General features: G+C 66.9%; 15 protein-coding genes. 11 read left to right on the top strand and 4 right to left on the bottom strand.

Annotated elements, in window-relative coordinates; translation table 11 throughout:
• Positions 1-28 precede the first annotated feature (28 nt).
• The 5 genes from C6P64_RS03600 (at position 29) to C6P64_RS03575 (ending at position 5,691) form a co-directional block, all read left to right on the top strand.
• Positions 29-655: an NIPSNAP family protein gene (locus C6P64_RS03600; protein WP_105747231.1), complete on the top strand. Its 627-nt coding sequence runs from the start codon at positions 29-31 to the stop codon at positions 653-655.
• Between the two features lie 16 nt (positions 656-671).
• Positions 672-1,553, top strand: coding sequence for a sugar phosphate isomerase/epimerase family protein (locus C6P64_RS03595; RefSeq protein WP_105747230.1), 882 nt, complete (start codon positions 672-674; stop codon positions 1,551-1,553).
• A 164-nt stretch (positions 1,554-1,717) separates the two neighbouring features.
• The gene (locus C6P64_RS03590) at positions 1,718-2,881 is read left to right on the top strand and encodes an acyl-CoA dehydrogenase family protein (RefSeq protein ID WP_105747229.1); all 1,164 of its coding nucleotides are present in this window, start codon (positions 1,718-1,720) and stop codon (positions 2,879-2,881) included.
• A 381-nt stretch (positions 2,882-3,262) separates the two neighbouring features.
• Positions 3,263-4,840, top strand: a complete 1,578-nt coding sequence (locus tag C6P64_RS03580) for an acyl CoA:acetate/3-ketoacid CoA transferase (RefSeq protein ID WP_105747227.1) — start codon at positions 3,263-3,265, stop codon at positions 4,838-4,840.
• A gap of 29 nt (positions 4,841-4,869) precedes the next feature.
• Positions 4,870-5,691, top strand: a complete 822-nt coding sequence (locus C6P64_RS03575; RefSeq protein WP_105747226.1) for an SDR family NAD(P)-dependent oxidoreductase — start codon at positions 4,870-4,872, stop codon at positions 5,689-5,691.
• 67 nt (positions 5,692-5,758) lie between these two features.
• On the opposite strand, the gene C6P64_RS03570 is transcribed toward C6P64_RS03575, so the two are convergent.
• From C6P64_RS03570 to C6P64_RS17860, 4 genes are all read right to left on the bottom strand, one after another.
• Positions 5,759-6,127: an NIPSNAP family protein gene (locus tag C6P64_RS03570; protein ID WP_105747225.1), complete on the bottom strand. Its 369-nt coding sequence runs from the start codon at positions 6,125-6,127 to the stop codon at positions 5,759-5,761.
• Positions 6,124-7,830, bottom strand: a complete 1,707-nt coding sequence (locus C6P64_RS03565; RefSeq protein ID WP_105747224.1) for an FAD-dependent oxidoreductase — start codon at positions 7,828-7,830, stop codon at positions 6,124-6,126. The genes C6P64_RS03570 and C6P64_RS03565 overlap by 4 nt, the downstream gene beginning before the upstream one ends.
• A 13-nt stretch (positions 7,831-7,843) precedes the next feature.
• Positions 7,844-8,656, bottom strand: coding sequence for an SDR family NAD(P)-dependent oxidoreductase (locus tag C6P64_RS03560; protein WP_105747223.1), 813 nt, complete (start codon positions 8,654-8,656; stop codon positions 7,844-7,846).
• 295 nt (positions 8,657-8,951) lie between these two features.
• On the bottom strand, positions 8,952-9,320 hold the full coding sequence (locus C6P64_RS17860; protein WP_146115855.1) for a hypothetical protein: 369 nt from the start codon (positions 9,318-9,320) through the stop codon (positions 8,952-8,954).
• Between the two features lie 208 nt (positions 9,321-9,528).
• Here C6P64_RS17860 and C6P64_RS03555 point away from each other — a divergent pair, with 208 nt between their 5' ends.
• From C6P64_RS03555 to C6P64_RS03530, 6 genes are all read left to right on the top strand, one after another.
• Entirely contained in the window at positions 9,529-10,560 is a 1,032-nt protein-coding gene (locus tag C6P64_RS03555) for a TRAP transporter substrate-binding protein (protein ID WP_105747222.1), read from the top strand.
• Positions 10,561-10,638: 78 nt separating this feature from the next.
• On the top strand, positions 10,639-11,151 hold the full coding sequence (locus C6P64_RS03550) for a TRAP transporter small permease (protein ID WP_105747221.1): 513 nt from the start codon (positions 10,639-10,641) through the stop codon (positions 11,149-11,151).
• Positions 11,148-12,473 carry a TRAP transporter large permease gene (locus tag C6P64_RS03545; protein WP_105747220.1) on the top strand — a complete coding sequence of 442 codons (1,326 nt, stop codon included), beginning with the start codon at positions 11,148-11,150 and terminating at the stop codon, positions 12,471-12,473. Before C6P64_RS03550 ends, C6P64_RS03545 begins: the two co-directional genes overlap by 4 nt.
• A 72-nt stretch (positions 12,474-12,545) precedes the next feature.
• Entirely contained in the window at positions 12,546-13,481 is a 936-nt protein-coding gene (locus C6P64_RS03540; RefSeq protein WP_105747219.1) for a helix-turn-helix domain-containing protein, read from the top strand.
• Positions 13,482-13,530: 49 nt separating this feature from the next.
• Complete coding sequence (locus C6P64_RS03535; RefSeq protein ID WP_105747218.1) at positions 13,531-14,214, top strand: TetR/AcrR family transcriptional regulator; 684 nt, start codon at positions 13,531-13,533, stop codon at positions 14,212-14,214.
• Positions 14,215-14,304: 90 nt separating this feature from the next.
• On the top strand, positions 14,305-14,838 hold the full coding sequence (locus C6P64_RS03530; RefSeq protein ID WP_105747217.1) for a TRAP transporter small permease: 534 nt from the start codon (positions 14,305-14,307) through the stop codon (positions 14,836-14,838).
• Positions 14,839-14,869 lie beyond the last annotated feature (31 nt).

Genomic DNA, 14,869 nt, shown 5'->3' with positions numbered 1-14,869 from the left:
CCTTCTTCCCTTTCGCAACAGGAATCCCATGTACTACGAACTCGCGACCATGACCCTGCCGTTCGGCAGCGCCGGCACGGCTGCCGCCAATGTCCAGGCCTTCGCCACCGCCCCCGAAGCCAGGGGCGAGCTGCTGGCCTGCTGGTTCACCGACATCGGCGTGCTGAACCAGATGATCGTGCTGCGCGGCTTCGCCGACGAGCAGGACCTGCTGGCCGAGCGCGCGCGCACCCAGCACAGCGCCAGCCCGTTCGGCTGCGGCGAGATCTTCCAGAGCCTGGAGCAGCACAGCTACCAGGGCTTCCCGTGGATGAAGCCGGTGCGCCCGAGCGCCGAGAGCGGCATCAGCGGCCCGGTCTACGAGATCCGCACCTACGGCATCAAGCCGGGCGGCGTCCAGCCCACCATCGACCTGTGGCAGCAGTACGTGCCGCCGCGCGAGGTGCTGTCGCCCTGCGTGGTCGCGATGGTCGCGCTCGACGGCCCGCTGCGCTTCACCAACATCTGGGCCTACCCCAGCCTGGACGCGCGCAGCAAGGCACGCGCCGACGCGGTGGCGCAGGGCATCTGGCCGCCCAAGGGCGGTCCGGCCCACCTGACCACGGCGATGGTCTCGACCATCGCCCTGCCCACGGCCGTCTCGCCGCTGAAGTAAGCCACCGGAGCCGGACATGTCGCAGCATCTGAGCACCGCCGAGCCGCCTCAAGGCGCAAACGTCCCCTCGGGGGGCAGCGCCAGCGCGAGGGCACGCATCTATTCGCTGGCCTACCTGAGCTCGCACCGCTGCAGCCCGCCCGAAGCCATCCGGGTCGCTGCCCAGGCCGGCTACGCCCATGTCGGGCTGCGCCTGTGGCCCAACGCGGCTGGCGCGCCGCAGCAGTTCCTGCTCGGCCGGCCCGAGGTGCTGCGCGAGACGCTGGCCGCCCAGCGCGATACCGGGGTCGGCGTGTTCGACCTCGAGATCATCCGCCTCGATGCCGACTTCGACCCGCAGCGCTGGCAGGCACTCTACGAGGCCGGCGCGGCGCTGCAGGCCAAGGCGATCCTGGTCGCCGGCGACGATGCCGACGAGGCCCGCCTGACCGCCAACTACGCCCGCCTGTGCGAGGTCATGAAACCCTATGGCATGACGGCCGACCTCGAGTTCATGCCCTGGACCGCGGTACCCGACGCAAAAGCGGCGCTGCGCATCGTGCAGAACGCGGGCCAACCGGCCAATGCCGGCATCCTGGTCGACGCGCTGCATTTCGGCCGCTCAAGCACGACGCTGGACGACATCCGCGCCATCCCGCGCTCTTTATTGCACTACGCGCAGATCTGCGACGCGCAAGCCGGCACCGGCTTCACGACCGAGCAGATGATCCACACCGCGCGCTGCGAGCGCCTGCTGCCCGGAGACGGCAACATCGACCTCCAGGGCCTGTTCGACGCCCTGCCGGCCGACCTGCCGATCAGCGTCGAAGTCGTCAACTTCGAGCGCGAAAAGAGCGCCAGCCCGGCCGAATGGGCCGCGACCTGCCTGGCGGCCAGCCGTCCCTTCGTCGAGCGCTGAAGCCATGCTGATCCGTTCGGAAATCCTCTCGCGCCTGCCCTTCTTCTTCGGTGCGCGCTGGTTCAGCAGCGCCTGAGGCGGGCCCCTGCCCTTTCCCCAGCGCTTTACTGAACCCGGGGCTGGCCTGGCCAGCCCAAGACTTTGCATCGATAGAGGAGCACAAGATGGACTTTTCCCTGAACGACGAACAGAAAATGATGATCGATACCATCCGTCGCTTCATCGCCGAGGAACTCAAGCCGCTGGAAGACGAGCTGGAGGAGAAAGGCTACCTCGAGCCTGAAAAGGCAGCCGCCATCCACGCCAAGGGCAAGGAGCTCGGCCTGTACGCCCTCAACATGCCGGCCGAGCTCGGCGGCGGCGGCCTGTCCAACCTCGACCGCATCATGTGCGAGGAGCAGTTCGGCCACACCAGCGACATGCTGATCCGCCGCGCCTTCGGCAACGTCTACGAGCCGCTGCTGCACTGCAAGGGCGAGCAGGTCGAGCGCTGGCTCAAGCCCGCGGTCGAGGGCAAGCGCACCTGCGCGATCACCATCACCGAATCCGGCGCCGGCTCGGATGCCGCCGGCATCAAGACCCATGCCAAGCGCAACGAGCAGGGCCAGTGGGTGCTCAACGGCGCCAAGCATTTCATCAGCGACGGCGAGTGGAGCGACTTCTTCCTGGTCTCGGCCCGGACCGGCGAGAAGGAAATCTCGATGTTCATGGTCGACAAGGGCCTGCCGGGCTTCACCGTCGGCAAGGACCAGAAGATGATGGGCCTGCGCGGCACGCCGCACCTGGAACTGTTCTTCGACAACGTGGTGCTGGAAGACGCCGCGCTGCTGGGCGAGCAGGGCCAGGGCTTCAAGCTCGCGATGGGCGCGCTCAACGTGGTGCGCCTGGCCCAGGTCGGCGCGCGCGCGGTCGGCAAGGCGACCCATGTCTGCGAGATGATGGTCGAGTACGCGAACGACCGCAAGCAGTTCAACACCCGCATCGGCGACTTCCAGATGGTGCAGCAGATGCTGGCCGACAGCGTGATCGAGATCAACGCCGCGCGCTGGATGGTCTATCACGCCGCCTGGATGCTGGACCAGGGCCTGGATGCGCGCGAGCAGATCGCAATGGTCAAGGTGCACGCGGCCGAGACCCTGGGCCGGGTGGTCGACCGCGCGGTGCAGGTGTTCGGCGGCATGGGCTTCTGCAAGGAGCTGTCGATCGAGCGCTACTACCGCGACGCGCGCATCTACCGCATCTTCGACGGCACCAGCGAGATTCACCGCGGCGTGATCGCCAAGAGCGCGCTCAAGAAGGGCGCGATGCTGTTCGACGTCAACCGCTGATTTCTTAGGCCTGCTGCTGCGTTGGCAGGTAGCGGGGGGCCGGGAGCCGGGGACAAGGCGGCCTCCTCATGCCAAGGCAGCAGAAATGGTTAGCCGCAAGCCAGGGGTAGCGCAGCCTCCTCATGGTGGAGTACCACAAATCGTCGGCCGCCCTACCCCTGGCTTGCGGCGTGAGCCGGCTGATGCGTCTGAATGAAGACACATCCATCATGTGCCCCCTGCCTCTGCCTTGCAGCGAGCGCATTGATCGCAACGCTGCGCCAGCACGAGGTTCTGGCGGGCGGAGGGGAGGCTGACGATTTGCGGTACCCCGCCATGAGGAAGCCTCCCCTCCACCCGCCAGAACCGCTACGGCACACCAAATACAAACAAGAGACAACAATGGACAAATTCATGACAGCGGCCCAGGCGGCCGAGCTGATCCGTGACGGCGACACCGTGGGCCTGATGGGCGGCGGTGGCGGCCTGATGGAAGCCACCCACATGTTCGAGGCGGTGCAGGCGCGCTTCCTCGCGACGCAATCCCCGCGCAACCTGACCGTGATGCACGCGCTGGGCATCGGCGACAAGAAGACCAAGGGCATGAACTGCTTCGCGCACGAAGGTCTGGTCAAGCGCGTCATCGGCGGCCACTGGGTCTGGTCGCCCGCGATGCAGCAGCTCGCGCTCGACAACAAGATCGAGGCCTATATCCTGCCCGGTGGCGTCAGCAGCCAGCTGATGCGCGAGATCGGCGCCGGCCGCCCCGGCCTGATCACCCATGTCGGCCTGGGCACCGTCTGCGACCCGCGCCATGGCGGCGGCAAGATGAACGACGCGGCGCAGGAAAACCTGGCCGATGTCATCACCATGGACGGCCGCGAGTGGCTGCGCTACAAGCCGTTCCCGATCCAGGTCGCGATCGTGCGCGCCAGCGCCGCCGACGAGGAAGGCAACATCAGCTTCGAGCACGAAGCCGCCAACCTCGACGCCCAGTCGCTCGCGCTGGCCGCGCGCAACAGCGGCGGCAAGGTCATCGTCCAGGTCAAGGAGCGCTTGCCCAAGGGCTCGCTCAAGGCACGCGAGGTCCGGATTCCGGCCGCCTGGGTCGATGCGATCGTGGTCGATCCCGAGCAGCAGACCAGCTACGCCATCCCCTTCGATCCGGCCTTCAGCGGCGAGCTGACCGGCGCCGCGCGGCTGGCTGCCGAAGTCGCCGACCACGCGGCCGAGGTCGCCGCCGCCGCCGAGGCCTTCGGCGAGCGCCAGGCCGTCGCGCGCCGCGCGGCGGTCGAGCTGTTCAACACCGGCAAGGCCCGCCCGGTCATCAACTACGGCGTCGGCGTGCCCGACGCAGTGGCCAAGCTGATCGCCGCGCGCAACGAGCAGCACCGCATCTACCAGACCATCGAGCATGGCACCTATGGCGGCACGCTGATGGACGGCGTGCTGTTCGGCTACGCGCGCAACGCGACCGCGATGCTCGACGCGGCGACCCAGTTCGACTTCTACGGCGGCGGCGGACTCGACATCGCCTTCCTCGGCTTCGGCGAATTCGACGAAGAAGGCAGCGTCAACGTCTCGCGCCTGGGCGGCATCACGGTCGGCCCCGGCGGCTTCATCGACATCGCGCAGAATGCGAAGAAGGTGGTGTTCTGCGGCACTTTTGCCGCCAAGGGCGTCAAGCTCGCGACCGGCGACGGCCAGATGCGCGTGCTGCAGCAGGGCGGCGTCAGGAAGCTGGTCAAGCAGGTCGACCAGATCACCTTCAGCGGCCCGCAGGGCCTGGTGCGCGGCCAGCAGGTGCTGTACCTGACCGAGCGCGCCAGCTTCCGCCTGACCCCCGAGGGCGTCGAGCTGTTCGAGCTTGCCCCCGGCATCGACCTGCAGCGCGACGTGCTCGACCAGATGGAATTCCAGCCGCGCATCGCCGCCGACCTCCAGGTCATGGCGGGCGAGTTCTTCAACGCGGCGCTCTGATCGACGCGCGGCAGAAGGAGCCCGATCTCATGGCAACTCCCGTTCCATCCCGGGTCCACGCGCTGGTCACCGGCGCCACCGGTGGCATCGGTCGCGGCATCTGCTTCGCGCTGGTCGAACAGGCCAGGCGCGACGGCCAGGCCATCCATGTCTCGGCGGCAGGCTCGCAGCCGGGCGAGCGACTCGAGCGCCTGCTCGACGAGCTGCGCGCGGCCGGCGCGAGCGCGACCGGCCTCGGCGGCGACATCACCGATCCGGCGCAATGCGCGGCGCTGGTCGCCCGGGCCCAGGCCGATGGCGGCGACCTGACGGCCCTGGTCTGCAACGCCGGCGCTTCCGGCCCGGGCCAGCTGGCCGACCTGCCGCTCGCGCAGTGGGACCTGACCTTCAACCTCAACACCCGCTCGGCCTGGCTGCTGGCGCAGGCGGCGCGTGAGCAATTGGCGCGCACGCGCGGCAGCATCACCGCGATCGCCTCGATGTCGGGCCTGCATCCGCACCCGGGCTACGGCGCCTACTCGGCCGCCAAGGCGGCGCTGATCATGCTGTGCCGCCAGCTGGCGCAGGAATGGGCGACCGACGGCATCCGCGTCAACACGGTCTGCCCCGGCATGACGCGCACGCCGCTGACCGAGGCCGTCTACCAGGACGCCGAGACGCTGGCGCGGCGCGAGGCACTGGTACCGCTGGGCCGCATCGGCCGGCCCGAGGACGTGGGCGCTGCGGTCGCCTACCTGAGCAGCGCCAGCGCGGCCTATGTCACGGGGCAGAACCTGGTGGTGGACGGCGGCGTAGCCGACCATATGCTGGCCATGATTCCGGGCCGCCCGGGCAAGCCGGCGCGGTCCTGAGAGCGGCGGCCTGGCAACAGGCCGCCGCCGATCGGGCTGGCGCCGCGCTGGCTCGATCGCCGCCCGCTCAGCCGCCCGACACCACCCAGCCCGGCATCGCGCAGGCCTTGATCAGGCGAGTTTCCTGCGCCGTGATCAGGTGGCCCGAGGCCGCCAGATAGGCCGGGAAGTCCGGGTGCGTGTCGCGCGCGCGGCAGCGGCGCTCGTAGTCGGCCAGGTCGTCGTAGGCCCACAGGTGGACGAACTGGTTCTGCGGCCCGACCAGGCTGGTGTAGCAGCCGACCGGATGGCCCAGCGTCTGCATCAGCACCGGCATCGCGAGGCGGTTGAAGACCTCGAGGAACTCGGGCATCTTGCGCAGCGCGATGGTGTAGATGCGGTGATCGACCAGCGGCTTGACGAGCGACTGGCTCAATGCCGGGGTCAGCGCGCTCATGCCCGGGCTCCGGCCAGGTCGGCGATATGGTTCGCCGTCACGAAGCCGAAGGTCATGTTCGGGCCGTGCGTGATGCCGGCGCCGGGGTAGTTGCCGCCCATCATGCTGGCACGGTCGTTGCCCACCGCGTACAGGCCGTCGATCTTGCTGCCGTCGCGCTTGAGCACCTCGCCGACCACGCTGGTCTTGATGCCGTCGAAGGTCCCGAGGTCGCCCATGATGACCTTGACCGCGTAGAACGGACCGGTCTGCACCGGCGCCACGCAGGGGTTGGGCTGGTTGGCCGGATCGGCCAGGTAGCGGTTGAAGCTGGTCGTGCCGCGGCCGAACTGGCGGTCCTCGCCCTTGACCGCGCCGACGTTGTAGTCGCGCACGGTCTTTTCCAGCGCAGCGGCGTTGATGCCGGTCTTTTGCGCCAGCTCCTTGAGCGTCCTGCCCTCGGTCAGGTAGCCGTTCTTGATGAAGCGGCCGATCGGCATCGGCGCCGGCTTGACATAGCCCAGGCCGTACTTGCCCAGCGCGGTCTTGTCGCAGATCAGCCACATCGCCGTCTCCTGCTGGCCCTTGCACGCCTCGACCAGGGCGGCGCCGACATCGTGGTAGGAATTGGACTCGTTGGTGAAGCGCTTGCCGTTCTTCAGCACGCCGATGATGCCGGGCTTGTAGCGGTCCAGCAGGTGCGGGAAGACACCGATCTCGCCATTGCCGAAATCGACCTTGGTGACCGGCATCCAGGCCGAGGTCTCCTGGAAGCGGATGTCGACCACCGCGCCGGCGGCCTCGGCCATGTTGACGCCGTCGCCGGTGTTGCTCTTGGGCGTCGGCGACAGGTGCTCGCCGCCGCGCGCCAGGTGCGGATAGGCCTGCGCGATGCGCTTGACATCGTGCGGGAAGCCGCCGGCGGCCAGCACCACGCCGTGGCGCGCGCGGATGCGGCGCTCGCCGTCCGCGCCACCGGCGAGCACGCCCACCGCGCGGCCATCCTCGATCAGGACCTGCCGGGCCGGCGTGCCGGTCAGGATCGGGATGCCCAGGTCCAGCGCCGACTTGGCCAGCCGCGCGGCCAGCGCGTTGCCGCTGGTCACGTTGATGGCGCGCCGGTACAGCGCCAGCTCCTTGAGGTGGTTCGCCAGCCGCTTGGCGACATAGACGAAGGAGGTCAGCGACTTGGTGACGTTGAAGAAATGCTTGAGGTCGGCATTCGACGAGTTGAACATCATCCCGATGAAGGTGATGGTCTTGAGCGGCAGCTTCAGGCGCGCCATGTCCTTGCCCAGGCCGCGGATGTCGTAGGGCGCGGCCAGGATCGAGCGGCCGATATCGACGCCGCCCGGCAGGTTCGGGTGGTAGTCGGGATAGAGCGTCGGGATGAACTGCATCTCGGTCTCGCGCTCGAAGAACTCGACCATCCTGGGGCCGTTCTCGATGAAGGCATTGACCGTGGCCTCGTCATAGAACTTGCCGGTCTCCTCCATCATGTAGCGGCGCACGGCCTCGGCGCTGTCGGCCGGGTTCTGCTTGCGGCCATGCGGGTTCATCGGAATCCAGAGCACCCCGCCCGACAGCGCGGTGGTGCCACCGAAGACCGGCTCCTTCTCGAGCACGATCACGTCGAGACCGCGCTTCCTGGCGGTGATGGCGGTGGCCAGGCCGGCGGCACCGGAGCCGACGACGATCAGATCACATTCGCTAGCGTTTGACATGGACTTCTCCGGTTCAGGTGGTCTTGTTGTAGCCAGGGCGCGGCACCATATCCATCAGCATCGCGCCCATGCCGCCATCGACCAGGAATTCGGCGGCATTCACATAGGCCGCGCGCGGGCTGGCCAGGAACAGCGCCACATCGGCGATGTCCTGCGGCTCGCCGACGCGACGGCTCGCGGTCACGGCGGCGCGCTTGGCCTCGAAGCCCGGCTCCTCGTAGAACTTGGCCGACAGCGCGGTGCGGATCATGCCGGGGCAGATCGCGTTGCTGCGCAGGCCCAGCGGGCCCCACTCGACCGCCATCTGGCGCGACAGCAGCAGCACGCCGGCCTTGCTCGCGCTGTAGGCGCCGCTGCCGGTCTGCGGGAACAGGCCCGCGATCGACGCGATGTTGACGATGCTGCCCTGGCCGGCCCGGCGCATCGGCTCGGAGAAGGCGCGCGCGCACAGCAGGTAGCCGCTCAGGTTGACCGAGAGCACCGCGTTCCAGTCGTCCAGGCTGACCTCGTCCAGGCTGCCCGAGCGCAACAGGCCGGCATTGTTGATCAGCGCGTAGGCAGCGCCGAGTTCGGCCTGCACCCGCTGCGCGGCGGCCAGCACGCTGGCCTCCTGCGAAATGTCGCAATTGACCGCCAGTGCCTGCGCCCCCTGGGCGCGCAGCGCGGCGGCGACGCGCTCGGCGCCTTCGGCATCGCGGTCCAGCAAGGCCACCCGGGCCCCGACGGCTGCCAGGCCGCTGGCCACCGCGGCACCGATGCCGCTGGCGGCACCGGTCACCACACAGACCTTGCCCTGCAAGCCCAACCAATCCTGACTACTGCTCATGAGAAACAACTCCTACTTGAATGGCAGTGATTGTTGAGTCCGGCGCCCGCTCCAAGCTTGACGATTCCTGCCAACGACAGGACGATTCGTGCATCAATTCCGGTTCCATGCCCCATTGCGGTGCCTGGCCTGGCTGATCCTCCGTCCGAAAAATCCAGCCAGGACCCCGATCAGCGCGCCCACTCCGGGTCAAAGAAACCCCATCCAGGCCGCTTGCTGCAGCGAAAAATCCGGCCCGAAAGGACAAATTCGTCCAGCTTCCCAAGCCGGCCGGCCAACCACCCAGGGCCTGGATTCAGGAGCTAGGCGGCCGATCCGCCAGGCGTCCAGCCCACCCACCCGTCGCCGCCGCAACCCCGCTGCTGCAGCTCGGCAGCCGCCTGTCCGGCCAAGGAAAGAGCCGGATGAAAATGCGATAAACAAGAAAATAATTATCAAAAATTATCTTTTCAACGCCAATAACAACAGTAAGGCGTGAATTTTCATGCTGAACCAGCCTTAACGAGGCTTGAACCCGCAGCCGCCGCGGATGCAGCAAGCGCCAGGCAGGAAATCTGGAATCAAATTCCATATTCGATAATTTGATGATATTAATGCCATATATGACAGCAAGAAACATCCCCGGGTAAACCCTCGGGTTCTGCGAAAAAATACCAATCCGCACGATTTGTCCAAGCTAAAAGCCGAATCGTCCCAATCGCGGATCGCATCCCCTCTAACAATCGGCCAGTCCAAACCGCTTGCGCAAGGGCACAGCCATCGGTCGATATCGAGCAGGGCTACCAGCAGGACAGATTGCAAAAACCTAGCCCCCGATGCCGCCCGCCAGCGCGTGACCCGCACCCCGCAAACAACAGCCCAGGAGTCATTCCATGAAACGCTTGCTTAACCATTCCCTGATCGCCCTGGCGGCGTTGAGCGCCTGGGGCGCCCACGCGCAGGAAGTCACGCTCAAGGTGCATCACATCTGGCCCAACACCGCGATCGTGCCGAGCAAGGTGCTCAACCCCTGGTGCGACAAGATCGCGCTCGAGTCCAAGAACCGCATCAAGTGCCAGCTGATGCCCGCGATGTCGGGTGGCGGCACGGCGGCCCAGCTGGTCGACCGCGTCAAGGACGGCGTCGACGACATGGTCCTGACCCTGCCCGGCTACACCCCCGGCCGCTTCCCGTCGACCGAGGTGTTCGAGCTGCCCTTCATGTCCTACAACGCCGAGTCCACCTCGCGCGCGATCTGGGACTACACGCAGAAATACGGCATGAAGGAATTCGTCGGCACCAAGCTGCTGGCGATCTGGACCCACGACGAAGGCTATATCCACAACGCCAAGCACCCGATCAAGACCCTGGCCGACCTCAAGGGACTCAAGCTGCGCGCGCCGACGCGCCAGACCACCAAGCTGCTGACGCTGATGGGCGCCTCGGCCATCGGCATGCCGATCACCGGCGTGGCCGACGCCATCTCCAAGGGCACGCTCGACGGCGCCGTGGTGCCCTGGGAGACGCTGCCGAGCTTCCGCATCACCGAGAACGTCAAGTACCACACCGAGACCCCGCAGTCGCGTCCCGGCCTCTACACCGCGGTGCTGATGTGGGGCATGAACCAGGCCAAGTACGACAGCCTGCCGGCCGACCTCAAGGCCATCATCGACCGCAACAGCGGCGCCGCGCTGTCGGCCCAGCTCGGCCGGACCTACGACGAGAGCCAGGCCCCCGCGCGCAAGGTGGCCGAGGAGCGCAAGAACGAGGTCTACGTGCTGCCTGAAGCCGAGACCGACAACTGGATCAAGGCCTCGGCACCGATCTACGACAGCTGGGTCGCCGACGTCGAGAAGAAGGGCCTGCCGGGCAAGGCCATGGTGCAGGAGGCGCGCGAGCTGGTGCAGAAATACAGCAAGAAGTAATTGCGGGCGCATCGGTCCCGCAGCCGGTGCCGCGCGCACCGGCTTTTTTACGGCTCTCGATCTGAAAGAAGGCAAGCCATGAGGCTGTTACTGAGAAAAATCACCTGGCTGTTCGCCGTCCTGGGCGGCCTGGTCGCGCTGGCGGTCGGCGTGATGACCGTGGCCAGCGTGTCCCTGCGTTTCTTCACCACGCAACCGATCCAGGGCGACGTGGAAATGGTGCAGATGGGGGTGGCGGTGGCGATTTCGCTCTGCATCGCCTGGTGCCAGTTGCGCGGCGCCAACATCATCGTCGACTTCTTCACCCAGAACGCCAGCGCCCGCACCACCCGCTGGCTCGATGGCCTGGGCTGCGTGCTGATCGCCGTGATGTACGGCCTGCTGGCCTGGCGCACCACGATCGGCGCCTTCGCGGTGCACGAGGTCAACGAGACCACCATGACACTGGAGCTGCCGATGTGGTGGGCCTACGCCTCGCTGGCGCCCGGCCTGATGCTGGCCGCCCTGGTGGCGCTGGTGCAGGCCTGGCTGCATTTCACCGGCCAGGACCTGCAGACCCTGCAGGGCGAGCGACAAGGAGAATTCGCATGAGTCCGATGACGATAGGCCTGGTCATGTTCGCCGGCATGCTGGCGCTGATGGTGCTGCGCATACCGATTGCCGCCGCCATGTTCATTCCGGGCGCGCTGGGCTACCTCGCGATGAGCAACGAGGTCGCGCTGTTCAACATGCTCAAGGGCAGCGCGGTCGCGCGCCTGACCCTGTACGACCTGAGCGTGATCCCGCTGTTCCTGCTGATGGGCCAGTTCGCGACCCAGGGCGGCCTGAGCCGGGCCCTGTTCCGCGCCGCCGCCGCCTTCGTCGGCCATGTGCGCGGCGGACTGGCGATGGCTGCCGTGCTGTCGGCCGGCGCCTTCGGTGCCGTCTGCGGCTCCTCGGTCGCGACCTCGGCCACCATCACCCAGGTGGCCTACCCCGAGATGCGGCGCTACGGCTACCAGGGCCGGCTCTCGACCGCGGCGCTGGCCAGCGGCGGCACCCTGGGCATCCTGATCCCGCCCTCGGTCCCGCTGGTGGTCTACGCCATCCTGACCGAGCAAAGCGTGGGCAAGCTGTTCGCCGCGGCCATGCTGCCGGGCGTGCTGGCCATGCTGGGCTACCTGGTCGTGATCGCGCTCTACTGCATGGTCAGGCCCGAGTTGGCACCGCCGCATGCGCCCGTGCCCTGGGCCGCGCGCTGGAAGGCCCTGTTCGGGGTCTGGCCCATCCTGTCGATCTTCCTGGTCGTGTTCGGCGGCATCTACGGCGGCATCTTCTCGCCGACCGAGGGCGCGGCCGTCGGCGCCACGCTGACGCTGTTCGCCGGCCTGGCCAGCCGCGAGCTCAACCTGAAGGCGATCTGCAACAGCTTCATCGCCTCGGCCGAGACCAGCGCCATGGTGTTCCTGATCTTCCTGGGCGCCGACATGATGAACGCCTCGCTGTCGCTGACCCAGCTGCCGGCCCAGCTGGCCGACTGGGTCACGCATCTCGGGATCGCGCCGCTCTGGATCGTCGTCAGCGTGCTGGTGTTCTACGTCATCCTGGGCTGCGTGATGGACGAGATGTCGATGCTGCTGCTGACCATCCCGGTGATCTTCCCGGCCATCATGGGCCTGGACCTGTGGGGACTGGCGCCCGAGATGAAGGCGATCTGGTTCGGCATCCTGGTGCTGATGACCGTGGGCATCGGCCTGATCGCGCCGCCGGTCGGGCTCAACGTCTATGTGGTCAACAACCTGGCCGGCGACACCTCGATGGGCGAAACCTACAAGGGCGTATTCCCCTTCCTGGCCTGGGACGTGCTGCGCGTCATCGTGCTGCTGCTGTTCCCGACGCTGACCCTGGGGCTGGTGGACCTGTTCTTCCAGTAAGCGTCGGCCCTGGCCCTGGAGCCCTCGCCTTATGATCCGGCTCCAGGCAACCCGCTCCCATGAAAGCATTCGATGGCCTACCCCAGGGTGATTCCGAACTACGACCTCTATGGCGACCAGGCCTCGCCCGAGTGGTCGGACTCGTTCAACTTCGAGTGGATTCCGCAGCGCTCCCAGCCCTACAACTGGGTCATCCATCCGCACCGGCACGACACCTTCCTGCAGCTGCTCTACCTGAGCACGGGCCAGGTCGACTTCTTGCTCGACGACGCGCACTGGCAGGGCCTGGCGCCCTGCCTGATAGTCGTGCCCTGTGGCCATGTGCACGGCTTTCGCTTCAGCCATGACGTCAACGGCCCGGTGGTCACGGCCTCGCAGCGCATGCTCGAGTCGGTGGCCGGCGTGGCGATGCCCGAGCTGCTGCCGACGATACGCAAGCCGCGCCTGATCAGCTGGCAGGACGACATGCGCTATGTGGACCAGCTGATGCCGCTGTTCCAGACGCTGGAGCAGGAATCGCGCGCCCATGCACCGGGCCATGTGGCGGTCAGCACCTCGCTGCTGCTGGCGCTGATGGTGCAGGTGCACCGCATCGTCGAGGTGCTCGACGCCGGCGGCAACGCCCCGCACCAGCCGATCTCGCGCCAGGCGCGCCAGATCGAGAAGTTCCGCTCGCTGGTCGACCGGCATTACCGGCAGCAGAAATCGCTGCAGGCCTATGCCAGCCAGATGGGCATGACGCCGGGCCAGCTCTCGCGCCTGTGCCGCGAGGCGCTCGACATGTCCGGGCTCGACGTGATCAACGCGCGGGTGCTGCACGAGGCCCAGCGCGAACTGGTCTACACCCACATGCCGATCAAGCAGCTGGCGGCCGAACTCGGCTACGGCGACGACGCCTATTTCAGCCGCTTCTTCCGCAAGCACACCGGCTTGAGCCCGAGCGCCTTCCGGGCCCAGGCACTGGCCCAGCTGCACCGCCAGCACCAGTCGACACCCCCCGCCCACTGAGGGTTTGCGAGCATGGTCAGGGCCGCTGCCCCTTCCTATACTCGCGAGAATGAACGAACCAGTACATTCATTGCAGACGACGGCGCGGACCGAGCGCGCCCCGGGACGAGAAACGACGCGCACCAACGACCCCGAGCGCACCAAGGCCAACATCCTGGCCGTGGCCGAGCAGGAGTTCGGCGAGAAGGGCCTGGCCGGCGCGCGCATCGACGAAATCGCCGCCGCGACCCAGACCAGCAAGCGCATGATCTACTACTACTTCGGCAGCAAGGAAGGGCTCTACCTGGCCGTGCTCGAGGAGTCCTACCGCAAGATCCGCCAGGAGGAAACCGACCTGCACCTCGAGGACCTGGAACCCGAGGCAGCGCTCAAGCGCCTGGTCGGCTTCACCTTCGACCGCCACCTGCGCAACGAGAGCTATGTCCGCATCGTGATGTCGGAAAACATCCACCGCGGCCAGTTCCTGCGCCAGAGCCAGTATATCCAGGACCTCAACGTACCGGCGATCGACGCCATCCGCGAGCTCTACCAGCGCGGCGTGGCCAGCGGCGTGTTCCGACCGGGGCTGGACCCGGTCGACATCCACGCCTCGATCTCGGCACTGTCCTTCTTCAACGTCTCGAACCGCCACACCTTCGGCCTGATCTTCAAGCAGGACACCCAGGACCCCGGCTATCTCGAGCACCGGCGCGAGCGCGTGATCGACATGGTCTGGCGCTATCTGCGCCAGTAAGGCCGGTCCAGACCAGGATTCCTAGGGTTTCCCCCAGGATTAAAAAACTAACTGGTTCGTACAATTCGCCGCTTCAAGGAGAAATTCCCCATGCTTCAAAAACTGATAGACCAGATCTCCCGGCTGCTGTCGCTGCTGATGGTGGTATCGCTGGCACTGATGGTGGTGCTGGTGTTCACCAACGTGGTGCTGCGCTACGCCTTCAACTCCGGACTCACGGTGTCGGAGGAACTGTCGCGCTGGCTGTTCGTCTGGATGACCTTCCTGGGCGCCTTCGTCGGCCTGCACGACAAGGGCCACCTGGGCACCGACAGCCTGATCGCCAAGCTGCCGGTCGCGGGCAAGAAGGCCTGCTTCTTCCTGGCCCATGTGCTGATGCTGTTCTGCGCCTGGCTGATCTTCCGCGGCAGCTGGGACCAGGTCGTGATCAACTACGAGACCACCAGCCCGGTGATGGAAGTCTCGATGGCGCTGTTCTATTCGTCAGGCCTGCTGTTCTCGGTGCTCGCCGGCCTGATCCTGAGCCATGACCTGTTCAAGCTGCTGACCGGCCGCCTGAGCGAGGGCGAGCTGATCGGCGTGCGCGAGTCCGACGACATGCCGCATGGCGACCCGCATCCCTGAAGCCGCCCGCCGAACCCCCTAGGAGAATCCA

Origin of the sequence: Malikia granosa, assembly GCF_002980595.1 — a bacterium.
Lineage (GTDB): Bacteria > Pseudomonadota > Gammaproteobacteria > Burkholderiales > Burkholderiaceae_C > Malikia > Malikia granosa.
The sequence above is the reverse complement of the archived record's forward strand: the minus strand, read 5'-3'. Positions and strand labels throughout refer to the sequence as shown.